The 24,952-nt window shown below is 72.4% G+C and carries 25 protein-coding genes; 7 read left to right on the plus strand and 18 right to left on the minus strand.

All coding sequences use genetic code 11. The features are described 5' to 3' along the window. Positions 1-4 precede the first annotated feature (4 nt). Complete coding sequence (locus ABZ624_RS02380; RefSeq protein WP_360081696.1) at positions 5-1,999, minus strand: glycoside hydrolase; 1,995 nt, start codon at positions 1,997-1,999, stop codon at positions 5-7. A 150-nt stretch (positions 2,000-2,149) separates the two neighbouring features. Here ABZ624_RS02380 and ABZ624_RS02385 point away from each other — a divergent pair, with 150 nt between their 5' ends. Further along, positions 2,150-2,539: a RidA family protein gene (locus ABZ624_RS02385; protein ID WP_360081697.1), complete on the plus strand. Its 390-nt coding sequence runs from the start codon at positions 2,150-2,152 to the stop codon at positions 2,537-2,539. A gap of 32 nt (positions 2,540-2,571) precedes the next feature. Here the strand turns inward: ABZ624_RS02385 and ABZ624_RS02390 are convergent, their stop codons facing one another. Together ABZ624_RS02390 and ABZ624_RS02395 are read right to left on the minus strand one after the other, a co-directional pair. Further along, positions 2,572-3,123 carry a universal stress protein gene (locus ABZ624_RS02390; RefSeq protein WP_360081698.1) on the minus strand — a complete coding sequence of 184 codons (552 nt, stop codon included), beginning with the start codon at positions 3,121-3,123 and terminating at the stop codon, positions 2,572-2,574. A gap of 74 nt (positions 3,124-3,197) precedes the next feature. After that, positions 3,198-4,406 (minus strand): hypothetical protein, encoded by a 1,209-nt coding sequence (locus tag ABZ624_RS02395; RefSeq protein ID WP_360081699.1) that lies wholly within the window; start codon positions 4,404-4,406, stop codon positions 3,198-3,200. Between the two features lie 281 nt (positions 4,407-4,687). Here ABZ624_RS02395 and ABZ624_RS02400 point away from each other — a divergent pair, with 281 nt between their 5' ends. Continuing rightward, the gene (locus tag ABZ624_RS02400) at positions 4,688-5,302 is read left to right on the plus strand and encodes a TetR/AcrR family transcriptional regulator (protein WP_360081700.1); all 615 of its coding nucleotides are present in this window, start codon (positions 4,688-4,690) and stop codon (positions 5,300-5,302) included. 50 nt (positions 5,303-5,352) lie between these two features. Here ABZ624_RS02400 and ABZ624_RS02405 read toward each other — a convergent pair whose 3' ends face one another. From ABZ624_RS02405 to ABZ624_RS02445, 9 genes are all read right to left on the minus strand, one after another. After that, entirely contained in the window at positions 5,353-6,234 is an 882-nt protein-coding gene (locus ABZ624_RS02405; protein ID WP_360081701.1) for a DMT family transporter, read from the minus strand. 121 nt (positions 6,235-6,355) lie between these two features. Next, positions 6,356-8,104, minus strand: coding sequence for a carbohydrate binding domain-containing protein (locus ABZ624_RS02410; protein WP_360081702.1), 1,749 nt, complete (start codon positions 8,102-8,104; stop codon positions 6,356-6,358). A gap of 198 nt (positions 8,105-8,302) precedes the next feature. After that, complete coding sequence (locus ABZ624_RS02415; RefSeq protein WP_360081703.1) at positions 8,303-8,950, minus strand: hypothetical protein; 648 nt, start codon at positions 8,948-8,950, stop codon at positions 8,303-8,305. 193 nt (positions 8,951-9,143) lie between these two features. Continuing rightward, the gene (locus ABZ624_RS02420; protein ID WP_360081704.1) at positions 9,144-9,908 is read right to left on the minus strand and encodes a DUF2071 domain-containing protein; all 765 of its coding nucleotides are present in this window, start codon (positions 9,906-9,908) and stop codon (positions 9,144-9,146) included. Positions 9,909-10,136: 228 nt separating this feature from the next. Further along, a complete protein-coding gene (locus ABZ624_RS02425; protein ID WP_360081705.1) occupies positions 10,137-10,817 on the minus strand; it encodes a maleylpyruvate isomerase N-terminal domain-containing protein in 681 nt (226 codons plus the stop codon). 31 nt (positions 10,818-10,848) lie between these two features. Continuing rightward, the gene (locus tag ABZ624_RS02430) at positions 10,849-11,664 is read right to left on the minus strand and encodes an ABC transporter permease (RefSeq protein WP_360081706.1); all 816 of its coding nucleotides are present in this window, start codon (positions 11,662-11,664) and stop codon (positions 10,849-10,851) included. Positions 11,665-11,685: 21 nt separating this feature from the next. Next, complete coding sequence (locus tag ABZ624_RS02435) at positions 11,686-12,549, minus strand: ABC transporter permease (protein WP_360081707.1); 864 nt, start codon at positions 12,547-12,549, stop codon at positions 11,686-11,688. A 3-nt stretch (positions 12,550-12,552) separates the two neighbouring features. Continuing rightward, entirely contained in the window at positions 12,553-13,749 is a 1,197-nt protein-coding gene (locus tag ABZ624_RS02440; RefSeq protein ID WP_360081708.1) for an ABC transporter substrate-binding protein, read from the minus strand. Positions 13,750-13,785: 36 nt separating this feature from the next. After that, positions 13,786-14,817, minus strand: coding sequence for an ABC transporter ATP-binding protein (locus ABZ624_RS02445; protein ID WP_360081709.1), 1,032 nt, complete (start codon positions 14,815-14,817; stop codon positions 13,786-13,788). Between the two features lie 119 nt (positions 14,818-14,936). Between ABZ624_RS02445 and ABZ624_RS02450 the strand changes: the two genes are divergently transcribed. From ABZ624_RS02450 to ABZ624_RS02465, 4 genes are all read left to right on the plus strand, one after another. Beyond that, positions 14,937-15,677 carry a GntR family transcriptional regulator gene (locus ABZ624_RS02450; protein ID WP_360081710.1) on the plus strand — a complete coding sequence of 247 codons (741 nt, stop codon included), beginning with the start codon at positions 14,937-14,939 and terminating at the stop codon, positions 15,675-15,677. A gap of 37 nt (positions 15,678-15,714) precedes the next feature. Next, the gene (locus ABZ624_RS02455; protein ID WP_360081711.1) at positions 15,715-16,476 is read left to right on the plus strand and encodes a cache domain-containing protein; all 762 of its coding nucleotides are present in this window, start codon (positions 15,715-15,717) and stop codon (positions 16,474-16,476) included. 627 nt (positions 16,477-17,103) lie between these two features. Continuing rightward, on the plus strand, positions 17,104-17,898 hold the full coding sequence (locus tag ABZ624_RS02460; RefSeq protein ID WP_360081712.1) for an EamA family transporter: 795 nt from the start codon (positions 17,104-17,106) through the stop codon (positions 17,896-17,898). Positions 17,899-17,985: 87 nt separating this feature from the next. Continuing rightward, a complete protein-coding gene (locus ABZ624_RS02465) occupies positions 17,986-18,510 on the plus strand; it encodes a hypothetical protein (protein ID WP_360081713.1) in 525 nt (174 codons plus the stop codon). Positions 18,511-18,524: 14 nt separating this feature from the next. Here the strand turns inward: ABZ624_RS02465 and ABZ624_RS02470 are convergent, their stop codons facing one another. The 4 genes from ABZ624_RS02470 to ABZ624_RS02485 all read right to left on the minus strand — a co-directional run bounded on the left by ABZ624_RS02470 (position 18,525) and on the right by ABZ624_RS02485 (position 21,343). Beyond that, positions 18,525-19,313: a thioesterase family protein gene (locus tag ABZ624_RS02470; protein ID WP_360081714.1), complete on the minus strand. Its 789-nt coding sequence runs from the start codon at positions 19,311-19,313 to the stop codon at positions 18,525-18,527. A gap of 164 nt (positions 19,314-19,477) precedes the next feature. Then, on the minus strand, positions 19,478-20,956 hold the full coding sequence (locus tag ABZ624_RS02475; protein ID WP_360081715.1) for a glutamate-cysteine ligase family protein: 1,479 nt from the start codon (positions 20,954-20,956) through the stop codon (positions 19,478-19,480). Between the two features lie 52 nt (positions 20,957-21,008). Further along, on the minus strand, positions 21,009-21,173 hold the full coding sequence (locus tag ABZ624_RS02480) for a hypothetical protein (RefSeq protein WP_360081716.1): 165 nt from the start codon (positions 21,171-21,173) through the stop codon (positions 21,009-21,011). Further along, on the minus strand, positions 21,170-21,343 hold the full coding sequence (locus ABZ624_RS02485) for a hypothetical protein (RefSeq protein WP_360081717.1): 174 nt from the start codon (positions 21,341-21,343) through the stop codon (positions 21,170-21,172). The genes ABZ624_RS02480 and ABZ624_RS02485 overlap by 4 nt, the downstream gene beginning before the upstream one ends. Before the next feature lie 148 nt (positions 21,344-21,491). Between ABZ624_RS02485 and ABZ624_RS02490 the strand changes: the two genes are divergently transcribed. Next, complete coding sequence (locus tag ABZ624_RS02490) at positions 21,492-22,583, plus strand: substrate-binding domain-containing protein (protein ID WP_360081718.1); 1,092 nt, start codon at positions 21,492-21,494, stop codon at positions 22,581-22,583. A gap of 133 nt (positions 22,584-22,716) precedes the next feature. Here ABZ624_RS02490 and ABZ624_RS02495 read toward each other — a convergent pair whose 3' ends face one another. Next, a complete protein-coding gene (locus ABZ624_RS02495) occupies positions 22,717-23,427 on the minus strand; it encodes a sulfite exporter TauE/SafE family protein (protein ID WP_360081719.1) in 711 nt (236 codons plus the stop codon). Beyond that, entirely contained in the window at positions 23,424-24,944 is a 1,521-nt protein-coding gene (locus ABZ624_RS02500) for an amidohydrolase family protein (protein ID WP_360082165.1), read from the minus strand. The genes ABZ624_RS02495 and ABZ624_RS02500 overlap by 4 nt, the downstream gene beginning before the upstream one ends. Positions 24,945-24,952: the final 8 nt, after the last annotated feature.

Raw genomic sequence — 24,952 nt, forward strand, 5'->3', positions numbered from 1 at the left:
TGTCTCACAGACCCGCGGGGCACAACCGCTGCTTCTCACCACCCTTGAGCACCGCGTCGACGCATCCGGCGGGCAGCCCGTCATGGGACGTGGTGGAGAAGTTGGCCGTCATGGTCAGCACCCCGCTGCCGAACGTGGTGCGCTGCACGAGACCGTCGTCCGCCAGCCGGCGGAAGTCGGTCATCGGCTGTGTGGCCGCCGCCTTGTGCAGGGGCTCGAAGTACCGTTGCACCTGGGCGATCCGCTCGCCGTGGCGGTCCAGTTCGGACTGGTCCAGGACCAGGTTGAGGGGCACGTTGTACAGCATCGCGAGCAGCGCGCGGGTGCGGCTCTGGTCCGGGAGTTTCGACCACGACAGCTCCCAGCGCTCGGTACTGATCACCGAGTCGTGCAGGACCGTCTGGTAGAGCGGCACCCGGTACCTCGGGTCGTACATCGCCTTCGCGAGGTCGGCCGGCAGATGGACGGGCTTGAAGAAGACCCCCGGCGCACTGGCGGGGGCGTAACGGCCCCAGGTCGGGCGGTCCCGCTCCAGCTTCCACAGCCGGTCGTCGACCGGTGTGCCCGAGCCATGGCTGAAGGACAGCACTCCGTTCGCCCAGGAGCCCGCAGCCTCCGAACCGAGCACCAGGCGGCGGTCGCCGGACAGCCACGCCATGCGCGCGAGCCGGTTCCTGCGGTCCTGGGCCTTGGTCATCGGATGCGCCGGAGAGTGATCGGCGAACAGTTCACCTGCGGCGTCGACGTCCAGGAAGTAGCTGGTGGCGCCGTCCGCGGTCATCTTCCTGGCGCGGTCGGCCAGGTAGTGCCGGGTGGGCTCGGCGCGGCGGAGCGCTTCGGAGCTCACATAGCAGCCGCGGCCGCCGAAACCGGTGACGAGCGTGCCGTCCGCCTTGCGCACACAGGCGTCCTGCCACACCGGGGCGGGCCAGTCGGACACGGGGGTGTCGGCCGACGCCGGGTCCTGTGCGTTGGCCCAGGAGTCGTAGGGCCCGACGAGGTAACCGGCCTGCCGGGCAAGGCGCGTGGCCTTCCCGTCCATGGGGGTGCCGTCGGCGTCGTACCCCAGCCACATCCGGTCGATCCCCAGCTCCCGCAGCCGGCGGACGCCCTCGGCGGTACGTGCCCGGCCCCAGGTGTACGCGTGGAACGCGCCCACCAGCTTGGCCACTTCGGGGTTGCGCGCGATCTTCTGTCGCAGCGTCGTGATGCCGCCGTGGCCCTGGAGCCAGGCGCGGTAGTCGCGCGCCGCCGCTACCGGCGACCCGTCGGTGAGTGCGAACGTCACCGCGTACGTCCCCGTGGCCTGTTGCGCCGAGAAGGCGTGCTCGGCCTCGGTGTGCAGCCGGCCGCCGGCGGACACGAACCTGAGCGTCGTGCCGATGTCTGACTCGACGATGTAGCTCGCGCCGTGCCGTCCGGACTGACTGGTGCCCCAGAACGGCATGGTCAGGCCGCCGGCCATATCGGCCTCGGTGCCCGCCAGGCCTGCCGAGGGGGAGTTCCACCACCGGTCGGTGACCGGCACGGCCAAGCCCTCACCCCGCGGGACCTGCAACTCCTCTGTGGTTCGGTCCGTGCCGGAGACCGGCCAGGTCAGACGGGACCGCCGTGCCGAGTGCACGGTGATGGCCAGGCGCCCGTCCCGCGCGGACGCGGTGACGGTCAGCCCTCTGTCGCCGTAGCGCCAACTGGCCTGTCCGCCGCGGACGGTGACCTTTCCGGGCGCGCCCAGATCACCGGGCGCCGGTGCGGACAGCTGCCAGGTGCGGCCGTCGTCCGCTCGGGCCCGCACCGCCAGAGACCTGATGTCCACCGTGGCGCGGCCACCGTCGACCGGTACGGAGAGCTGGTTGCCGTGCGCTTCGATGCTCCGGGCCTGATGCGTGGCGGTGCCGAACGCGGCGGCCGTACCGATCACACCGACCATCAGGAGCGCACCGCCCACCGCGATGATCTTCGTCTGTGTCTTTGTCTTCTTGAGCTTCCTCGCCTTCACAGCCGGGGACTCTGGCGACCGAACATAAGAGAGATGTGAGAGATGTCGCCAGGCGGTCGCGGCACGGCCGGACGGGCGCCGGTGCTGCGCCTCCTGCCCTGGCGAAGCCCGCGTTGGACGTATCGGCGCCGGTCACCTAGCTTTCCGCGCATGACAGAGCGACGTGTGATCCTCAGCGGCTCGACCTTCGAGGAGCAGATCGGCTACGCCCGTGCCGTGGTCGACGGCGACTGGATCCATGTGTCCGGGACCACCGGGTTCGACTACACCACCATGACGATCTCGGACGACGTCGTGGAACAGGCCGAGCAGTGCCTGCGCAACATCGAGGCCGCCCTCTCGGAGGCCGGGTGCGGCTTCGCCGACGTGGTGCGGGTGCGCTATCTGCTCCCGGACCGCGCGGACTTCGAGCCCTGCTGGCCGGTGCTGCGCCGCTGCTTCGGTGAGGTCCGGCCGGCCGCCACCATGCTGGTGTGCGGCCTCGCCGACCCTCGCATGAAGATCGAGATCGAGGTGTACGCCCGCCGCGGCGCAAGCTGACCTCCGATGATCCCGGCGCGGCGTGTGCGGGGTCACGGCGCCAGGCCCGCCGCCCGGCTCCGCCGCTCCACCGTGTCGCCGCGTCGCAGGATCCGTGCCTCGCGGGGCAGCAGCCGCGGGCCGGCCACGACCAGGACCTCGCACTCGGCCCGGGCCGGGATGTGCCGGTGCACCGGTCTGTGGTGCAGCCGGGCCAGCGGACCCCGGGGCCTGGCCTTACCTATGACCAGCAGGTCGTCCGGGGACGACGCGATCGAGCACAGCGCCGGCCCCGCCGGGCCCCTGACCACTCGCCGTACGATCCGCAGGTCGCCCGGAGGCCCGCCGGCCGCCAGCTCGAAGGCCCGGTCCAGCAGCTGCCACGCCCTGTCGGACCACAGCCGGCCCCACGACGGCTCGGGCCAGCGCCGGAAGACGGCATCGCCCTCCGGCGGCTCCCAGGCCCGGACGGCCACCAGTGTGCGGCCGGTTCTGCGGGCCTCCAGAATGCCGCGGCGCAACGCGGCCAGGCCGGCGAGCGAGTCGCTCACCCCGACGACGACATCCCCGGCCGCTCCGCGACCGGTCGTTCCGTGTGATGCCATGACCCCACGCTAGGAAGGCCAATACGCTTCGGCAAAGTCCAATCGATGGAAACTGGCCTTCTTTTCGGGGGCGTTCATGTCCCGGGGCGCAGGAAGGCGGACCAGCCGCCGTGCGGTTTCTGGCCGACCTCGAGGGTGCGCAGTTTGGCGAGGATCCGGGGGTCCTGGGCGTCGAGCCAGTCGACGAACTGCCGGAAGGAGACCAGGCGCACGTCGTTCCAGCCGGCGATCTGCCTGAGGGCCTCCTCGGCCGCGTCCATGTAGATGCCGCCGTTCCACTGTTCGAAGTGGTTGCCGATGAACAGCGGCGCCCGGTTCGTCTCGTACGCCCGCTGAAACCCGGCCACATACGCCTGTGCGGCCTGGGCCCGCCAGTAGGGGTAGTTGTAGGAGGGCGCCCGCGTCGAGTTCTTCGACTGGTTCGCCATCATGTTGTAGTCCATGGACAGCACCTCGAACCTGTGCCCGGGAAACGGGATGCTCTGCAGCGGCAGGTCCCACACGCCGCCCCGCTTCCTCGGCCAGCACTGCAGCCCGCCGGGCGAGGAGGCGTCGTAGCGCCAGCCCAGTTCCCGCACGACCGGCAGCAGGTTCCTCTGTCCGAGCAGGCACGGGGTGCGGCCGCCCACGAGTTCCTTGTCGTAGTCGAAGGGGAGCGGCGGATCGTCGTGCCAGCCGGTGTGCGACCGCCAGCACTTGACGAAGGTCCGAGCCTGCTCCACTTCCGAACGCCACTGTTCCGGAGTCCAGTTGGCCACCGACCCCGGGCCGACACAGAAGTGACCGTTGAAGTGGGTACCGATCTCGTGGCCGTCGAGCCAGGCCTGGCGGACGTACTTCAGCGTCGCCTTGAGGTGTTCGCCGGTGAGGTAGCCGATGTCGGAGGCGCCGACCGGGTTGTTCGGCGGATCGTAGAGCCGTTTCCTCTCCTCCGGCAGGAGGTAGAGGCCGGACAGGAAGAACGTCATGTGCGCACCGTGGGTGCGGGCCAGCTCCAGGAAGCGCGGGAACAGTCCGGTGCCGAGCTCGCCGGCGCCGTCCCAGGAGAACACCACGAACTGCGGCGGGGTCTGGCCGGGTTCGAGGGGCTCGGGCGGGGCCGGCTGGTGGGGTTGCCGTCCGGTGTACGACGTGGAGCCGTCCCCGATCAGCCGGGGCGGCCCCTGCAGGGGCGCCGTGTCCTCGTCCGAGCCGCCTCCGCACCTGGCCAACGAGGCGGCAGCCACACCGATACCGGCGCCGAGACCGAGGCGAGCCACACTCCGGCGGCTGATTCCACTCATCGCCATCCCAACCCGCGCCGCGCCGCGACGCCTTGCGCGCCACCTCAGCCGACACCTCCGACAGATCGCACCATAGAGCTGATAAGTGGATAAACCTGCTAATTGCATACGGCGTGGCGTGCAAAGGGCCGGCCCGGCATCCCTCGCCTCACCCGGCCGGCCCCACGGCGACGAACACCGTACGACCAGGACGGGGGCCACTCGCGCAGGATCAGACCGGCCCACCCGCGGGCGCCCGATCCTCGCCCGCCACCGGCAGGAACCCGTCTATCCTCAGTCAGGTGACTGACTCGGAATCCGCCGCCACGGCCCAGGCCGCCCGGTCGAGCCGTTCCGGCCGGGGCGGCAAGCGTGAGCGCCTGGTGCGGGCGGCCGTCCAGGTCTTCCATGAGCAGGGCATGGAGAAGACCACCCTCGGCGACATCGCCCGCACGGCCGAGGTGCCGCTCGGCAACGTCTACTACTACTTCAAGACCAAGGACCTGCTGGTCGAAGCCGCGGTGGACGCCCACTGCGCGCACCTCGACGCGCTCACCGCCCGCCTGGACGCCCTCCCGGACCCGGCCGCCCGGCTGAGGGAGCTCGTCGCCGGCTGGGTCGATCAGCGCGCGACAGCGGCCCGCTTCGGCTGCCCGTTCGGCACCCTCGCCACCGAGCTCGTCAAGCGCGACGACGGCCTGGACCAGGTCGCCGCGAAGGTCATGCGGGCCCAGCTCGACTGGGTGGAGTCCCAGTTCACCCAGCTCGGCCGCGCCGATGCCGCCGCCCTCGCCGTCGAACTCGTCGCCGCCCACCAGGGCCTGTCCGTCCTCACCCACACCTTGCGCGACCCCGGTCTGATGGCCGCCCAGGGTGAACGGCTCCAGGCCTGGATCGACGGGATCGCGGGCCGGTAGGACGGCGGAAGCCACGGGGCGGCGCGACCGCCCGGCTCACCTTTCCCGGCTCATGCCGCCGGGTGCCGTCGTCCGGCCGTGACGGGCACCACGGTGATGTGCTGGACGGCCCGGCTGAGCACCACCACGCCCACGACGATCAGCACGGCGCCGCACGCTGCCGCTACGAGCCACCAGCCCGTGCGGATCCGCTCGCCGAACAGGGTCATGCCGAGCGTCAGGCTGATCACCGCGTCGCCGATGGTCAGCGCGGGCTGCGCCGCCGCCAGCGGCCCGGCCTGGAGCGCGTTCTCCAGCAGGATCACGGCGGCGGCACCGGTGAGCGCGAAGCCGTACGTCTGCCAGGACTTCAGGAACGCCGCGAAGCCATGGTCGGCGAAGGTGCCGGCGGCCGACTTCAGCAGGGCGGCGGTCAGCGCGTTGCCCGTGGCGGAGGCCATCGCGAGGAGCGCGGCGCGGCGGGCCGGCGAGTGACCGCGGCGGGAGAGCAGAACGGCCGCGGCCATTCCGCCGAGGCACAGGCCCAGGGCCGGGCTCCAGCGGGTGAGCGGCGCGTGGTCGATGGCGCCGTGCGGGGCGGCGGCGACGAGCAGGACGGCGAGGCCCAGCACGCAGCCGCCCACCCCCCACCAGCCGGAGCGGGGCAGCCGCTTGTGCATCAGCGGGGCGGCGACGAGCAGCGCGAAGGGCAGCTCCAGGACGAAGAGCGGCTGGACCAGCGCGAGTGGGCCGTTGACCAGGGCCAGGCTCTGGAACAGGGCGGCGCACACCACCCCGCACATGCCGATCACCCAGAAGGGCCGGCGCACCAGCTCCGCGAGCAGCCGCAGCCCGCCACGGCTGCTCGCGGACGCCGCCTTGCGCTGGAAGGCGGTGCCCACGGCGTTGCTCGCGGCTCCCGCGACGGCGAACGCCGCGGCCAGTTCGATCACGACCGTCTCCTGCCGTCGCGAGGCCTCCCGGAGGAGCTTCAGGGTCCCTTCAGCCTATGAAGACGGCGTCCGGCGCTCGACCGGAGCGGGTGAGGTCGGCGGCTCCCCCACGGGGCGTACGTCAGCCCAGGGTCAGGTCGTCGGCGTAGACCGCGCCCTGGCCGTACCAGCCGTGGACGTACACCGTGACCGTTCCGGAGGCGCCGGTCGTGAACGGGACCGTGAGCTTCGACCACGACGAGGACGAGGCCCAGGTGCCGGCCGTCGCGCCACCGCTGACGCCGAGATAGGCGTACGGACCCTGCACCCAGCCACTCAGGGTGTAAGCCGTGTCGGGCTTCAGGGTGAGGGTCTGCGCGCACTGGCCGGTCCGGGAGGCCGAGGGCGCGGTCTTCAGGGCGTGGGAGCCGCCGTGCACCGGGGAGGAGACCACGGTGGCCCCGGTGTCACACGCCCAGGGTGTGAGCGAGCCGCTCTCGAAGTCCCCGTTGCCGAGCACGGCCGTGCCGCCGGCGCCCTTGACCGTCAGGGTGAGCGTGGAGCTGTGCCGGGCCGGGCCCGCCGTGCCGGTGACGGTCAGGGTGTAGGTGCCGGGTGTCGTGGCGGCACCGGTCTTCACCGTGAGGGTGGAGCTGCCGCCGGCGGTGACCGAGGACGGGCTCAGGGAGGCGGTCGCCCCGCTCGGCGCACCGCTCACGGCCAGGTCGACGGGCTGTGCGCTGCCCGAGGTCACTGAGGTCCGCACCGTCGCCGTCGCGGTTCCGCCGGGGTCGACCGAGGCGGTGGCGGGGGAGAGGGCGACGGAGAAGTCGTTCGCCGGCGGGGTCGTCGTGCCGCCGGTGAAGGGCGCGAAGGTGTGGGTGAAGTACCAGGTGTCCTGGGAGATGCCGGAGCAGGTGTCGGAGGCGCCGGAGCCGGGGCAGCCGCCATTGTCACGCTGGAGGGCCCAGAAGGAGAGGGTGCTGACGCCCTTGGCGACCGCCCAGTCGTACACCGTGGGGGCGTCGGCCGTGGTGAAGGTCTCCGCCGGGCCGTAGTCGTCCACCCCGGGCATCTCGGTGACGCCGACCATGTTCCAGAGCTGACTGTCGGACAGATTCGGGTACAGCCCGGCCAGTTGGTCGTGCAGGCCGCTGGCGGCCGTCTCGGTGTCGGTGGCCATGTGGTGGGTGGCGCCGTCGTAGTAGTCGAACGTCATGATGTTGACGACGTCGATCCTGGCACCCGCGCTCTTCGCGCTGCGCAGTACGGCGAGGCCGCTGTCGGCGAGTCCGGTCGTCGTGGTCGGCAGGGTGTAGGAGAACTGCACCGACCGGCCGTTCGCGGCGGCCCAGTCCTGGACCTTCTTGATGGCCTGGTTGCGGCGGTCGACGCCGGCGGTGTTCGTCAGGGAGTTGTCCTCGACGTCCATGTCGAGCCGGGAGACGTCGTAGGTGGTGATGATCTTCTCGTAGGCGGCGGCGATGGAGTCGGTGTTGGTGCAGCTGTCGGCGATCTCGGTGCCGCCGTTGTCGGCCGCGTAGCCGCCGAGGGAGGGGATCACGTCGCCGCCGCGCGAGCGGATGGTGGTGACGTCGGCGCCGAAGACGGAGGAGCCGACCGGCGTGGAGGTGTCGCCGTTCCAGTACGGGGTGCAGGAGCCCTTCTTGTCGGTCTGCAGGAAGGCCATGGTCAGGTACTTGGCCCCGGAGGCCTGGGTGAGCGCGGCGGGGCTGTCGCCGTTGTAGGTTTCGAAGTAGGGCGCGAAGACATGTGCGGGCAGCGGGGTCGCCGCGTGCGCGGTGCCCTGGGCTCCCAGGGCGAGCCCCGCGGAGGCGGCCAGGGTGGTCAGGCCTGCGAGCAGGGCGCGTACGGGTCTCGGACGTGTCATCGGTACTCCCGGATGGCGGACGACGGGTGAGCGTGCGCGGGTCGAGCGGAGATGGCGCGCTGTACGGGCCGGCCGGGCCTATTGGTCTAGGCCATGATTGGTCTGGACCAAACCGGGGTCAAGATGCGTGAGCCGCCTTTTGCCCGTTCATGGGAGTCAACCGGCCTGCGGTCCCAGGGAGTTGGAGCGGCCGGAGCGTCAGCGCATCGGGGCGCCCGGCACGCTCAGCGTCGTCGTCACACGCACCAGGCACGGTCGGCGGGGCGTGGAGCCGAAGCCGAAGCGCACGGCGGGCTCCACGGGTGCGAGGGAACCGAGGTCCCGTCCCTCCTGCACCGCGGTCGCCGCCCTGATGAGACGCACATCGCGGGCGCCGTACCACTCGTGCCGGCCGCCGCCGGCGCTCCCGCGGGTCCGCACGCCGAGCAGCAAGCGGGCGATCGGGTCCGTCAGCGCGGTCCAGCCCGTCCGCGTGGCCAGCGCACCCGGAACCGCCCTGAGCAGGAGTCCCGGCAGGCTTCTGCGCCCGACGGTGAGCCGCAGGTCGAGCAGCGGATCCGCCGTGACCGCCCACTCGTTACCGGTGACGCGGACCCCCACGGGTACGATCCGCACCTCGTCGAAGGCATATGCTCCGGCGATGAACTCCGCCGTGTGCCGGGTGGGAGCCAGCAGCAGGCGGTGGCCGTCGGCGCGCTCGACCATCACGTCGCTGAACGGACCGAAGGGCGAGCGCGGCCAGTGACCGAGGACCAGGCGGGTACCGGACGCCGTGCCGATACCGGCGATCCAGCCGTCGAAGCGCAGCCTGGCGGATCGACCGGGACCTGGCGCGGACCGGTTCATGCGCGCCGGGCCGCGCGAGGGCGGAACCGGCCCCGGCCCCGGCATGCCGGGCGCCGTTCGGTCTGTGCCGTGGTGTCCGGCGAGCCTGCCGAACGCCCCGTGACCCGCGCGCGACGGCGCGGGTTCGCCGGCGGCTGCCACCCGTCGTCCGCCGGGTCGGCCGGCCACCGGGGCCCGGTCGGGCACACCGGCTTCACGCGTGCCCGGCCCCTTCGGTACGAGGCGGATCCGCCGGGGCGTCGCCCGCTCCCCGGCGTGCGGGCCGGACCGGACGGGAGAGGCCGAAGCGCACCCGGTGCACCCCCTCCGAGAAGTGCAGCAGCGGCTGCGCGGTGGGTGGGGGCAGCCCGGCGGCACGGACGAGGGTCTCCTCGACGTCGATGAGGTGCGCCTCGCGCAGCGGCCAGGGCTCGTGCTCGACGGGCGTCTCCCACAGCATCCCGAGCCGCCGCGAGAAGGACCGCCAGCGGGAGGTCAGCCACACGTCCCGGTGGGTGGGCCGGATCGGCTCGCCGGGACGGACGGCCACCCGGTACCGGGGACCACCGCCCCGCCGGGTGCCTGTGTACGCCTGGACGTCCTCGCGGTGGGACAGCGCCAGACGGCCGAGGTGGTACGGCGCCCCTATCGCGCGGGCGGCCAGCATGACCGGGCAGGACACCTCGATGGACAGGAACCACAGCCCGTCGCGTCCGTCCGGCCCGCGCACATACGTCCGCAGATTGGTCTCCTCGAAGGCGGGCAGCGTGGCCGGGAATCCCGGCGGGCGCACGCCGGCCATGACGAACGGCGTGAGACTCACCCACGCCGACCCCTCGTACGTGTCCACGACGAGCCCGTCAGGAAGCAGGCGCTGCACCTCCTCCGGGGGATAGGCCCAGTGCAGGAACGTCTGCGTCTCCCATCGGGCACAGAGCTCGGGGACGTACACACGCTGCTCCGGTCCGTACGAGACCATGTGCACCGACTGCCCCCGGGGCCCGTGCCGAAACCGGGAGCCGGCCGGTGCGGCTCAGCGCCGGACGGACCAGTGCGCCGTCCGGGCCTGTTCGGGACAGCGCGGGCTCTCCCCGGAGCCGGCCGCCGCCCGCGGCTGCCCGGACCACGTCCACGCCGCTCGCCCGGCCCGGGCGGCGTCGGCGCGTGTCCCCGTCGTCGGGCGTGCGCCTGGGGCGCCGGCCCGGTCTCAGCCGAACAGCGGGAACCGGTCCGCCGCCGCGCCCAGAGCGGCCCGTTCGGCCTCGGTGAGCACGGCCCGCCCGGTGCCCACGCGCGCGTAGTGCTCGTCGGTCCAGTCCGGCAGGCCCGGTCGCCCGAGCAGACCGTCGAGCGTGGCGCGCACCGCCGCCAGGCCCTCCGGGACCGGTCCCGGCGCGTCCGGGAGACGGACGGTCAGGTCCAGGTGGTGGACGGTCGCCTCCACCGCGAGGGTGGTCAGCAGGTCCCCGGCCGTCAGGACGTGCCCCTGTGTGGCGACATGCTGGGCGGGGTCGGCCGCCTCCGCCGCGTGTACGGCCGCCGACACAGTCTCCCGGTACAGGCCCTGGAGCTGACGGAAGTCCAGGAACATGCTGGCGTTCACCCGCACCCAGCGACGGCCGTTCGCCGCTCCGACAGTGTCCGGCCGCCAGTCCTGCCAATAGGACACCGCATCCCGGTCCACCGGCCCGCGCGCCGGCGTGTGCAGAGCCACGAGTGCGCGCTGGGCGTCCGTCACGCAGTGGAAGACGAGGTCGCGGACCGCCCAGCCGGTGCAGCCGGTCGGCAGCCACGACTCCTCGTCACCCAGGCCCGCGACGACCGCCGAGGCGGCCTCGTACGCCGCACGCACCGCCCGCGCCGGACCGACGGGACTCCCTGTACTCATGCGACCCCCTGTTCGTCCGCCGTACGGGGTTTCACACCCGGCTCGACGTCGCCGTGTCCGCGGACAGTCGCTGGGCGACGTAGATCGGAATCACCGACAGCAGCACGAGTACGGCGGCCACGACGTTCACCACCGGCGCCTGTTGAGGCCGCGTCATGTTGTCGAAGATCCAGATCGGAAGGGTCTCGATGCCGGGTCCCGCGGTGAACGTGGTGACCACGATCTCGTCGAAGGAGAGGGCGAAGGCGAGCAGAGCGCCCGCCAGCAGCGCGGAGCGGACGAGCGGGAAGGTGACGTCGGCGAAGGCACGGAAGGTCGTCGCCCCGAGGTCCATGGCCGCCTCCTCGTACGAGGAGGCCGTGCGGCGCAGCCGCGCGACCACGTTGTTGAAGACCACCACGATGCAGAACGTGGCATGGCCGACGATCACCGTGAACAGCCCGAGACCCACGCCGAGCGGCTCCAGCACCGTGCTGAAGGCCGAATTGAGGGCGATGCCGGTGACGATGCCGGGCAGCGCGATCGGCAGGACCACGATGAACGACACGGTGTCGCGGCCGAAGAAGCGGTGCCGGGCCACGGCGAACGCGATGAGCGTACCGAGGACCAGCGCGATCGAAGTGGCCCCGAGACCTGCCTTCACCGAGACCCACAGCGCCTGCCGGGCACCGGAGTCGTGCCCGGCCACCGACCACCAGTGCCAGGTCAGCCCCGGCGGTGGCCAGCTCGCGCTGCGGTCCGGGTTGAGGGAGTTGACGAGGACGAGCAGCAGCGGGACGTAGATCACCGTGAAACCGAGCCCGGCGCCGGTGCGCAGGGCGATGCGCGCGGTGCGGCTGAGATGCATGGCGCTTCTCTCCTCCGGGTCCTACAGGCTGTTGAGGGCGCCCGTACGGCGGATCGCCAGCAGGTACAGGACGATCACGGCGACGGGGACGGTGCCGAGCGCGGCGGCCATGGGCAGGTTCAGCTCGATGTTGGAGTACACGAGGTTGCCGATCAGCTGCGTCTTCCCGCCGACGATCTGCACGGTGATGTAGTCGCCGAGGCTGAGCGAGAAGGTGAACACCGAGCCGGCCGCGACCGACGGCAGCACCATCGGCAGCACCACCGAGCGGAAAGTCCGCCCGGCCCGCGCCCCGAGGTCGGCCGAGGCGTCGAGCAGGCTGGCCGGAAGTTGTTCGAGCGCCGTGTGGATCGGCAGGATCATGTACGGCAGCCACAGGTACGTCAGGGTGAGAACGGTGGCCGGCAGGCCGAAGCCGGGGCCGGTCAGCCCGAACGGCGCGAGCATCCAGTCCGCGAGACCGCCCTGGGACAGGATGAGCCGCCAGGCGTACACCTTGACCAGGTAACTCGCCCACAGCGGGGTGAGGATGGCCACCACGAGCAGCGGGCGCCACCGGGGCCGCGCCACGCGCGCGGTGTAGAAGGCCACCGGGAAGGCGATCAGCGCGCACAGCACGGTCACCGCGAGCGCCACGCCGACACTGCGCAGGATGACCTGGCGGAAGACGGGCGTGGTGAACAGCTCGCGGAAATTGTCCGTCGACCACACGTTCACCACCTGCGAGGTGAAGGAGTTCGTGGTCCAGAACGCGGAGACGAACAGGACCGCCAGCGAGCCGAGGTAGAGGACGGCGAGCCACAGCAGCGGGGCGGTGAGCAGCAGGGCCAGCCGCAGCCGGGGTCTGCGGTGCAGCGCCCCCGCGGTCCGGGTCAGCAGGGCCATGCCTCAGCCCTTGATCTCGGTCCAGGCCTGCACCCACTTCGCGTACGGCACACACGTCACGTCCTTGCGGCCGTCGAGGCACTGCTCGATGGGCGTGTTCCAGAAGGCGATCCTCTTCCAGTAGTTCTCGTCGGCCGCGTGGTAGACCGTGCAGAAGTTCTTGTCACTGGTCTCGGCGCAGGCCCTGGAGTTGGCCGGTGCCTCGCCGAAGTACTCGGCGACCTGGGCGTTGACCTTGGGCGACACGATCCAGTTCAGCCACTTGTAGGCGCAGTTGGGGTGCCTGGCCTTGCTGTACACCATCCAGGTGTCGGACCAGCCGGTCGAACCCTCCTTCGGCACCAGTGCCCTGACCTTCGCGCCCTCGGAGGCGGCGAGGTTGGCGATGACCTGCCAGGTGGTGCCGACCACCGAGTCGCCGCTCTTGAAGGCGGAGACCTCCTTGAGGTAGTCGCCCCAGTACTCCCCGACGTTCCTGTTCTGCTGCTTGAGCAGGGCCACGGCCGCGTCGAACTGCTTCTGGTCGAGCGCGTACGGGTCCTTGATCTTCAACTCCGGCTTGGCGGCCTTGAGATAGAGGGCCGCGTCGGCGATGTAGATCGGCGAGTCGTACGCGGTGACGTGCCCCTTGTACCGCGCGGCGTCGTCGAAGACGGCGGACCAGGAGGTGGGTGCGGGCTTGACCTTCTCGGTGTTGTACATCAGGAGGTTGGCGCCCCGGCCGTGCGGGATGCCGTACATCCGGCCCTTGACCGAGTTCCAGGCGCCGTTCTTCAGTCCGGCGAAGATGTCCTTGTAGTGGGGGACGAGAGCGGTGTTCACGGGGGCCGCGTCGCCGGAGGCGATCAGGCGCAGGGAGGCGTCGCCGGAGGCGGAGACGGCGTCGTACTCGCCGGTCTTCATCAGCTTGACCATCTCGTCCGAGCTGGCGGCGACCCTGGAGTGGACCTGGCAGCCGGTCTGGTGCTCGAAGTCGCTGACCCAGTTCACCTTCGGGTTGTCGGAGCCGTCCTCGACATAGCCGGCCCAGGCGATCAGATTGACCTGGCCCTCTGTCTTGCCGAGCTTCGTCGGGGCCTTGAGGTCGGGCGGGTTGAGCCCGGTGGCGGACGAGCTGCCCGAGCCGGAGGAGTCGCAGGCGGCGGCGAGCAGCAGTGCGGCGGCACAGGCCGCGGTGCGCAGGGCAGGGGTGGGACGCACGGCGTTCTCCAAGGGGACGTGGCGGCGGGGGAGAGGTCAGGAAGGCAGCCGGACGGAGTGCCGGCGGTGCCATGTCAGGCGGACCCGGGTGCCGCGGTAGGCGGCGACGTCCTCGGAGGACGTCTCCAGGTTCTGCTGGAGCGCGGTGAGCCGGCCGCCGCCGTCGAGGTCGACCAGGAAGCGGGTGGCGTCACCGAGGTAGACGACCTCGGCGACGGTTCCGGTCACGGTGGCGTGCTCCGGCTCGTCCGCCTCGGCGGACTCCTTCAGGACGCGGATCTTCTCCGGCCGGATGTTGTACGTGCCAGGGGAGCCGGTGATCCGGTGGGCCGCCTCGCCGTCGAGGAGGTTCGAGGTCCCGACGAAGGAGGCGACGAAGGGGGTCGCCGGGCGCTCGTAGATCTCCGCGGGCGTGCCGACCTGGGCGATACGGCCCTGGTCGAAGACGGCGATGCGGTCGCTCATCGTCAGGGCCTCCTCCTGGTCGTGGGTGACGAAGACGAAGGTGATGCCGACCTCCCGCTGGATCTCCTTCAGTTCGACCTGCATCTGCTCGCGCAGCTTCAGGTCGAGGGCGCCGAGGGGCTCGTCCAGCAGCAGCACCCGGGGCCGGCCGACGAGCGCGCGGGCGAGGGCGACGCGCTGCCGCTGCCCGCCGGAGAGCTGGGCCGGGCGCCGCTGGCCGTACCCCTCCAGGCGGACCTCGGCGAGGGCCTTGCGGGCGCGTACGAGACGTTCGGCCTTCGGCACCCTGCGGACCTTCAGCCCGTACGCGACGTTCTGCTCGACCGTCATGTGCGGGAACAGGGCGTAGTCCTGGAAGACCGTGTGCACGTCCCGCTCGAACGGGGCGAGGCCGGTGACCTCCTGGCCGGCGAGCTCGATCCGGCCCCGGTCCGGCGTCTCGAACCCGGCGACGAGCCGGAGGACCGTGGTCTTCCCGGAGCCGGAGGGGCCCAGCATCGAGAAGAACTCCCCGTCCCGGATCTCCAGGTCGACCCCGGCCACGGCGGTCGTCCCACCGAACGACTTCCGCAGGTCCTGCAGCCGGATCGCAATTCCCTCCATGGGGGAACCTTTCTGGCGCGCTGTACGTTGAACCGCTTGAGCGCAAACATATGAAGTCATAGTTCTAAGCTCAAGGTCCCCTTAAGGTAAAGCTTGAGTCAATGCACAAGGTGGTGGCCGTGAGACAGCAGGAGATGGACGGCCCGGCCCGCAAGGCCGTCTTCAGCCCGGTGGACAACAGGGCCCGCGTGGACACGGTCGTCCGCCGCCTCGGTGACGCCATAGAACTGGGCCTCCTCACCGACGGTGAGCAGCTCCCCGGCGAGAGCGAGCTCGCCGCACAGCTCGGTGTCTCCACCGTCACGCTGCGCGAGGCGCTCATGGCCCTGCGGCAACAGGGCCTGGTCACCACCCGCCGGGGCCGTGGCGGCGGCAGCTTCGTGTCTCTCCCCGAAGTCCCCGCCGACGACCGGCTGAGGGCCCGGCTGCGCGGCTGGAGCACCGAGGAGCTGCGCGACCTGGGCGACCACTGGGCCGCCCTGTCCGGTGCCGCCGCCCGCCTCGCCGCGCAGCGCACCGAACCCGAGGACCTCCACCAACTCCGCCGGACAGCCGAGGAGTTGACCCGGTCCCAGGACGCGGCGGCGCGCAGCCGGCTGTACGGCCGCTTCCACGTCGAACTCGCGGCAGCCGCCCAGTCCGCCCGGCTGACCCGCGAACAGGTCGCCCTGCAGAGCGAGATCGGCGCACTGCTGTGCCTCGTCCTCGCCGGCGACGCATATCGTGAAGAAGTTGCGGACCGTCACCGCTCCGTCATCTCCGCCGTGCAGGATGGGGCCCACGAAACGGCCGGCACGCTGGCCGAGCGGTGCGTCAGGGAGTCGACGGCGCGGCTCGTCGCCGTACGTCTCACCCTCTGACCGCGCCGCGTCCGGTTCCCGTGCGCTGGAGGACACCATGGGCTGGAGCCCCGGGCCCGCCACCGTCGACACGGAGACGGATGCCTGGGTGGCCGCGCAGGTCGGCGGTGCGCTGGAGGCCGTCTTCGAGACCGTGGCCGCCACCCGCGCCGACACCGAGGCCCTGCTCCACCGGGCGGCCGCGCAGGGCCGGCGGCCCGCCAGCGCCGACCTCGCCGCCCTCCGCCCCGGACTGCATCTGCACCTGACCCGCGAGGAACTGGTCTCCGGCGTCGGTTTCGTCGCGGCCCCCGGCCTGCTGTCCGACGTGCCCGCCTGGCTGGAGTGGTGGCAGTCGGGCGCCGACGGTGACGTACGCCCGCTCCTCCTCGACCTCGATCCCGGTCAGTCGGCGTACTCCGACTACACGCACTGGGACTGGTTCGCGCTGCCCCGCGACACCGGGCTCCGGGCGGTGGCCGGACCGTACGTCGACTACCTCTGCTCCGACGAGTACAGCCTGACCCTGTCCGAACCGGTCGTGCTGCAGGGCCGGTTCGCCGGGGTGGCCGCCGCAGACGTGTACCTCCGCCACTTCGAGGCGGCCGTCCTCCCCCTCCTGCGGCGCCTGCCCCGTCCCGCCCATCTGGTCAACGCCCGGGGCCGGGTCGCCGCCTCCGCCGACCCCGCCCATCTGGCAGGCTCCCTCACCAGGGGCCCCGACTTCGCCGAACTCCTCAGCGCGGCACGGCCCGGCACGTACGGCGACCTGCGCCTGGTGCCGTGCCGGGGCGTGCCCCTCGTGCTGGTGCTCGCCTGAGGAGCGGGGCCACGCTCCCGGTCCCGGTGCGGCAGGCGGACCAGCTCGCGGACTCGCCGAGGGCTCAGTCGCGCCTCCGTTCCCGGTACGGTACGCAGGCCGGCTCACAGACTCGCCGGCCGTGCCCCTCCTGCTGGTGCTCTACGGCGCCCTGACCTGGCCAGACCAACCGTGCCCCGCTACGTTGGCAGCTGCCCACAACTGGACGGAAGAGGGGGCCAGGCGTGACGAGCGGGGAGGGCGGCGGCGTACCCGCCACCGCAACAGCCGATACGGAGACCACACCGGGCACGGACCCGCACACAAACCCGGAGACGCAGACTGACCCGGGTGACGGGCCGGATCAACAGCCGCCCACGCAGGAGAGCCCCGTGGTCCAGGGGTGGATTCAAGGGCCGTTGCACTGTTGATCGCCGGCGGGACACCGACCTAGGCTGCGAGGGCAGTCGCACAAGGAGCCCGGTACCCATCAGCCCCCAGCCCACCCCTCGCGCACGCGCCGCACTCGCTCTCGGCCGGGGACTCGGCGCCGTACCCGCGCCAGGACTCGTCCTCGGCGGCATCCTCGGCCTGCAGGGCGGAGCCGCGCTGACCACCCGTCTCTACCCCGCTGTCGGACCGGCCGGCGTGGTGACCCTGCGGCTGGCGATCGCCGCGGTCGTTCTCACCGGCCTGGGGCGGCCCCGGATCCGCGGCGACCGGACCGGCCTCGGTATCGCGGCCATGGCCGGCACACTGCTCGCCGTGCACCATCTCGCGTACTACGAGGCGGTCGCCCGACTGCCGCTGGGTGCCGCCACCACCCTGGAGTTCCTCGGCCCCTTCACCGTCGCCCTGTGCGGCTCGCGCCGCGCCCCCGACCTGCTGTGGGCAGGCCTCGCCGCCACCGGCGTCCTCCTGCTCAGCCGCTCCGGTACGACCCTGGACGCCGTCGGCATCGCCTGCGCCACCACGGCCGGCTGCTGCTGGGGCGGATACATCCTGGTCGGCAACCGGCTGGCCGAACGCGACACCGACGGCAACGGCCTGGCGCTCGCCGTCACCTGGGGTGCGCTGCTCAGCCTTCCCTACGGCATCACGCAGGCGGGCACCCGCCTGCTGGACCCGGGCACGCTCGCCGTGGCCGCGGCGGTCGCCGTCCTCTCCAGCGTCGTGCCCTACACGTTCCAACTGGAAGCCCTGCGCCGCCTCACGCCGCGTGCCTTCGGTGTCCTGACCAGCCTGGAACCGGCGATCGGCGCCCTGATCGGCCTGCTCTTCCTCGGCCAGCACCTGGCCGCGGCCCAGTGGGCGGGGGTGGCGGCAGTGGGGCTTGCTTCGGTGGGGGCGACGCGTGCGGAGGGACGGGCAGGAGGGGTGCGCGCCACTGACGAAGAAGCCGCGACCGCCACCCGGACCGAGGCCGCCACTCGGGAGAGTTAGGACGGGCCTGCCCCGTCAGGCTCGCCCGCCTGCCGCTTCCGGGCGGCGCCGGTCATCCCGGCCCGTCCATGCCCTACCGTGACCGGCATGAGCCTGTCGGGAGGGAGCCGTAGGAGCTACCGGTATGTCGGCCCCGCGGACGTGAGGGCTGCGGCCCGGCCGGGGGACACCGGCACCGGCATCCGCACGGCGGGCGAGTTCGTGGTCTGGGCCGCGGCCCGCACCCGTGAGGAACTGGCCGAGCCCTTCACCTTCGTCATCGGCACGGACGGCGTGCTGCGGCTGGCCCCGCGCCGGTCCGAACACGTCGCCTGCGCGGGCGGCGAGCCGGTGCTGAGCGCGGGCGAGATCAGCTTTCGTGAGGACGCCGGCCGCTGGACAGCACAGGAGGTGAGCAACCAGTCGACCGGCTACTGCCCGGACACCGACTCGTGGCCCGCCGTGGGCCAGGCGCTCGACCGGGCCGGGCTCGGGCACCCAGGTTCCTTCACCCATGAGGTGATCTTCCGCCGCTGCGGCGTCTGCGGGCAGCACAACATCGTGCGGGACGGCCACTTCGTCTGCGTCTTCTGCGACGCCGACCTGCCCGAGCGGTGGAACATCGAGCCCTGAGGCCGCCACCGGGGTCACCGGCCGGGCAGCGGGCGCACCGTGAGGGTCTGCTCGGCCTGTCCGACCGGGCCGTGGAGGTCGTGCAGGACGCTGCTGGTGAGGCCCAGGCCGGTGGGGCCGAAGACGACCCTGGTGTCCAGACCGACCCAACGGCCCTCCGGCTGCCGGTGCAGATGGATCGTCAGGTCGACGTTGGGGAACATCCACTCCGTCGGCGGCCGGCGTACGGCGATGCCGTTGGCGGTGTCGACGAGTGCGACGTACGACGCGACCGGGCTGCTCGGCTCCCCGGCGACGAGGCCGAGGTCCGTGGTGATCCAGGCCGTGGCGCGGCCCGGCTCCGCGGCATGGACCGGCCGGACGTCGACCGACGCGCAGTGGCCGCCGGGCCAGACGGAGCCCAGGGACTGGCCGGCGAGGCCGTCCGGCAGGGGCAGGCGGGCGTCGGCGCCGCCGGCCACGGCGCTGGTGTCCACCTCGGTGAGCAGCCAGGCGCGGGCCCGCACCACCGGCCGGTCCGCGATGAGCACGACCGCTTCGAGCAGTTCGATGGTGCGACCCGGCCGGATCGACTCCACCCGGATCTCGCACTCGTCCAGCGCGAGCCGCCCCAGGATGTCGAAGCTGATCCGGGACAGGAGCAGTCCGCTCGGCGGACGCTCGGCGCGGTATCCGTCGATCGCGTGGACCACGAGCCCGGCAAGCGGGCTGAAGTGCTGCTCGTCGGGGGCCCATGCGCCGCTCGCGTGCGGGGTGGGCTTGTAGCGGTGCCGGTCGATGCGCTCGAAGTAGCTGGCGGTCAACGCGTGCCTCTCCTCACGGGTGTTCCTGCGTGCACGTGAGGCGTCACGCAGGTCGTTGCACCGTACATCCTTGACGGCGACCGGGTCACGGGCCGGCCTGCGAGAACCGCGACTCGGGCTGCGACCGGGCGGTGAACCCGCTGAGCGGGCGCGGCTGAGCCGGCTCAGTCCACCGGCCAGGTGTGGACGGGCGCGTTGAGGTGCATGTAGTCGATGTACAGCTGGGTCATCCGGCGCAGCGCCTCGTGCCGGCCCGCGTGCTCGGTGGCGTCGAGGTGGTGGAACATCTCCTTCTGCCACACGGCGCCGTTGCGCGCCGTCACACAGCGCTGCTCGATGATGCCGAGCAGCGGCTCCCGCCACGCCTCGTCCATGCCGGAGTGCTCCAGGCCCCGGTGTGCAAGCGGCAGCAGCCGCCGCAGGACCAGTTCCGGCACCGGTACCTCGCCCATCCCGGGCCAGTACAGCAGGGCGTCGATGCCGTGCCGGGCGGCGGTGTGCAGATTGTCCTCGGCGGCCGCGAACGACATCCGCGACCACACCGGCCGGTCCTCCTCCACCAGCGCCCGGGTGAGCCCGTAGTAGAAGGCACCGTTGGCGAGGGTGTCGGCGACGGTCGGTCCGGCGGGCAGCACCCGGTTCTCCACCCGGATGTGCGGTACGTCGTGCGAGACGGCGTACACCGGGCGGTTCCAGCGGTAGATCGTGCCGTTGTGCAGGGTCAGTTCGCCGAGTTCGGGGGTGTCGCCGCGGTCCAGCGTCTCCACCGGGTCCTGCTCGTCGCACAGCGGGAGGAGCGCCGGGAAGTAGCGCAGGTTCTCCTCGAAGAGGTCGAAGACGCTGGTGATCCAGCGTTCCCCGAACCACACCCGGGGCCGTACGCCCTGCACCTTGATCTCCTCCGGGCGGGTGTCCGTGGCCTGCTCGAACAGCGGGATGCGGGTCTCGTGCCACAGCTCCTTGCCGAACAGGAACGGCGAGTTCGCCGCCAGCGCCACCTGGACCCCGGCGATGGCCTGTGCCGCGTTCCAGTAACCGGCGAACTCCTCGGGAGACACCTGGAGATGGAACTGCGTGCTCGTGCACGCGGCTTCCGGGGTGATGGTGTCCGCGTAGGTGCGCAGCCGGTCCACGCCGTCCACCTCGATGCGCAGGTCCTCGCCCCGGGCCGCGAAGATCTGGTCGTTGAGCAGCTGGTAGCGCGGATTCTCCGACAGGGTCTCCTCGCCGATGTCCTCCTGGCGCAGGGTGGGCAGGATCCCGATGATGATCAGCCGGGTGCCGATCGACCCGGCCCGCTCGTCGGCGTGGTTCAGCGCGGCGCGGATCTCCGACTCCCAGGCGTCGGGACCGCCCGCGGTCAGCCGCCGGGGTGGGACGTTGATCTCCAGATTGAACCGGCCCAGCTCGGTGGACCAGGCCGGGTCGGAGATCGCCTTCAGCGCATCGGCGTTGCGCATCGCCGGCTCGGCGTCCTCGCCCACCAGGTTCAGCTCTATCTCCAGGCCGACCTGCGGCCGCTCGGCCTCGAACCGTGACTCGCGCAGCATCTGCGCCAGCGCGTCGAGACACTCGTGCATCTTGATCCGGTACCGGCGGCGGTCCTCGCGGGTGAAGACGAGCGCCGGGACGTCGCGTCCCATCGGCCCTCCAGGATTCCCCTCGTCGCAGACCTCTCCACCCAGAGTCGCACCATCACGCGAGCCTCACCAAGCGTGGCCCGCACCTGCGCGGCAGCCCCCTGCCCTGGTCCGCCCCGACGCGCTCGGCGACGGGGTACACGGCCGTGCGCAGTGAGTGGTCGCAGCGGATGCGGTCGGTGAGCGGTGCGGTGCCGTTGATATGGGCGGCGATCGTCACCCCCGCGTCCGCATCTCACACAGAGGCCGTACGGTGATCGTGTCCCGGCCGCCCCCGGCGGACTCCGGCAGATGGTCCCGCACGAGGACGTCCGGGCTCAGCAGACCCAGCTCCCGGGCCCGGGCGAAGGCGAGCGTGGCCGGCAGCTCGGACGCCGAGAACCATGACATCGGCGACGGCGCGGGTATCCGACAGGGACTCGGCCCTGGTTCCGACGGCGTGTGAACGCCCGTACCTGCGGAGGCCGTTCTCAAGGCGGCCGGCTGCCGGTACGGGGTCGTGGTGGCTCCGCGCGGCGGAGATTGCGAAGATGGGCCCATGACCACGTCCCACGGCGCTCGCCGGCCCACGATCGCCGACGTCGCCGCCGCGGCGTCGGTGTCGCGGACCACGGTGTCCCACGCCCTCAACGGCATCGGCAAGGTCGACCCGCGGACCCGCGAACGCATCAAGAAGATCGCCGCCGAGCTGGGGTACCGGCCCAACCTGCGTGCCCAGCGGCTGCGCCGGGGCCAGGCCAAGGCCATCGCGCTGGCGTCCTCGATGCCGTTCGCGGTGGCCGGCGGCCCCTCACGGCTCGGCTTCTACATGGAGGTGGCCGCCGCAGCGGCCGAGCGGGCCCTCGTCCACGACTACGCCCTGGTGCTGATCCCGCCGGTGCAGTCCGCATCCGCGCTGTACTCCGTCGACATCGACGGCGCGATCGTGGTCGAGCCCGAGGCGGACGACGCGGCCGTGGCCCAACTGCGCGAGCGCGGACTGCCGTACGTCGCCCTGGGCCGGCCCACCGCGCCCGACGACGACGCCCCCTACGTGGACCTGCACGGCGGCAGGGTGGTCGACCTGCTCCTGGACCATCTGCGCGACCAGGGTGCCCGCAGCCCGGCACTCATCGTCGGCGCGGGCACCCGCCACTCCTCGGTCGACGCCCGCGCGGCCTACGAACGGACCGCCGCCGCACACGGCTGGCCGCCGATCGTCGCGACCGCCCCGGAGGACGGCGGCGAGCAGGCGGGGTACGACCGATGCGCCGAGCTGCTCGCGCAGCACCCCGGCATCGACGCGCTGTGCGTGCTGGTCGACGCCTTCGCCGTCGGCGCCGTACGGGCGCTGCGGGAGGCGGGACGCCGTGTGCCCGACGACGTCATGGTCGTCACCCGGTACGACGGGCTGCGCGCCCGCACCTGTGAACCGCCGCTCACCGCGGTCGACCTGCGGCTGGACCGGGCCGCCGCGGACGCGGTGGAACTGCTGCTCGCCCTGCTGGGCGCGCGACCGGCCACCGGCACGGCCGGGCCCGCGGCGACCGACGGCGAGCCGCCCACCGCCGCACCCCGGCTCGTGCTGCGCGCCTCGTCGCTGCGCCGCCCACCACCCGAGACCGGCGGGACGAGCACGGGGACGGCGTAGCCGGGGGCCCGTCCGGCACCGGAGCGGAACAGGGCGCATCCGGCGGCGGGGTGGAACGGGCTCCGTCCGGCGAGGGCGTGGAACAGGGCCCGTCCGGCAGCGGGGACAACGCGGTCCGACCGGTCGGGGAGTGTCACGTCCCCGCCATCAGTACCACCCCCGACACCAGGGCGAAGACGAGGACGAAGGCCCGCATCCGCTGCGCGTCGACACGCCGGTGCACGAGCCGGCTCAGCCAGGCCCCCGCGGCGAGGGCCGGCAGCAGCAGGAGTGCCCAGCCCATGTCCGCCGGCCTTCCCCGCCCGGTGACGAACAGCAGGAGGAGTGAGGCGACTTCGCCCACCAGGAAGCAGGCGGCGACCGTCGCCCGCAGCTCGCCCGGCGGCCGGTGCTGGTAGACGAGGGCGAGGGGCGGGCCGCCCACCCCGGTCGCCGTCTCGGTCAGCCCGGTGACGACGCCGGCGCCCACATAGGCTCCGCGCCCGGGCACGAACGACGGCACGACGAGGCTCACCACGGCCGCCAGTACCGTGGCCGCGCCGACGACGGCTCCGAGCGCGTCCTGCGGGATCGCCCACAGCAGCGCCAGACCCGCCGGTGTCGCCGTCAGCCGCGCCGCCGTGATCCACCGGGCGCCACGCAGATCGAGACTGTGCCGCTCGCGCCAGGCGACGTACAGGTTGAGCGGGATCATCGCGGTCAGCACGAACACCGGCAGCAGTGCCGGATCGACGAGGCCCGCGACCGGCGCGACGATCAGCGCGAACCCGAGGCCGCTGGTCCCCTGCACGAACGCCGCCGCCGCGACGGTCACCGCCAGTACCGCCAGGGTGCCGGCGCTCATCGCCGCCCACCGGGACAGGGTGTGGGGAGGACGGAGCCGTACGGGTGCCCAGGGGGCGGTGGGACGGCGGGAGTGTCCCCGGTGGCGAGCGTGGTGTGCGGGGACGCGGCGCCGTCCGGCGTCGTCGCTCGCTGCCGCGCGGTCGCCGATGTCGGATGGGCCCGTGTCACCCCGGCGCGCCGCACCACGAGCGGACCCAGTTCGGCGGCCCGTCGGACCAGTGCCGGTCCGTCCCAGTCCGGCGGCCAGCCGTGCCACAGGCGGAGCCGGCCGGCGACGAACACGGCGGTGAGCTGGTCCCGGTTGCCCCGCCGGACCAGCTCCCACGGCAGGTCCCAGGACGGCTGCATCTCAGGCCCCCCGACATCCACCAGAAGGAAGTCCGCGGCGGCACCGGGCACGACGCGTCCCGTGCGCCCGCCGAGTCCGACCGCGTCCGCGCCGCCCGCCGTGGCCCGCTCCCACCACGTCCAGCCGGCGCCGCAGGAGGAATCGCCGCTGGCCAGGCCGTAGGTGAGCCGCTGAGCGAACTCCGCCGCGTCCGCCAGCCGGAAGCCGTCCCCGCGTGTCCCGTCGGTGCCCAGGCCGAACCGGATGCCGCGCTCGGCGAAGGTGGTGGCGGGGGCGACGGCATTGCCCTTCCACGCGCTGGCGACCGGGTTGTAGCTCACCGCCGTGCCGCTGTCCGCGAGCAGCGAGACCTCGGCCGGGGTGAGCAGCGTCGCATGCGCGGCCAGCAACTGCGGGCCCAGCGCGCCCACATGGAGCAGATACTCCAGGGGCCGCAGCCCGTGCCGGACCAGGGAGCGCTCGACGGCGACGAGGTGTTCGTTCACGTGGATCTGTACGACCGTCCCAGCGTCGGCGGCGAGCCGCGCCGTCGCCGCCAGTGTGCGTGCGGTCGCGGCCTCCGGTACGGAGACGGCGAGCGAGGGATGGACCAGGCCGTCGGCGCCGTAGCGCGCGAGGTGCCGCTCGGCGGCGGCGAGCACGGCCCGTGGATCAGCGTCGTCGCCAGTGCCGTCCGAGGCGTCGTTGCAGACCAGCCCCAGCACGCAGCGGATGCCGGCGTCGCGTGCGGCCGAGGCCACCACCTCCACGTCCACCGTGGCCCGGGTCCCCGCCTCGGCGACCGTCGTGAAACCGCCCCGCAGGGACTCCAGCGCGGCCAGTTTCGCGGCGACGTACGCCGACTCCTCGTCCAGGGCCTGCTCCAGCGGCACCCATACCCGGCGGAAGATCTCCGACGGCTCCCCGAAGGCGAGCGCACCGCCGAAGCTCTGCGTCAGGTGGTGGTGGGCGTCGACGAAGCCCGGCATCAGCACCTGCCCGGGCAGCCGGACGGGGGTCAGCGACGGGTGCGTACGGACTATCCGCTCGACCGGGCCGACGGCGCGGAACACGCCGTCCCGCACGACCACCGCGTGCAGTTCCAGCGGGCCGTCGGGGGTGAGCGTCACGTCCGGGACCAGCAGCAGCGCGTCCTGGCGGAGCCGGTCGGGGGTCAGGTCGGTCATGCTTCTCC

Origin of the sequence: Streptomyces sp. NPDC007205, from assembly GCF_040634095.1 — a bacterium.
Classification (GTDB): domain Bacteria; phylum Actinomycetota; class Actinomycetes; order Streptomycetales; family Streptomycetaceae; genus Streptomyces.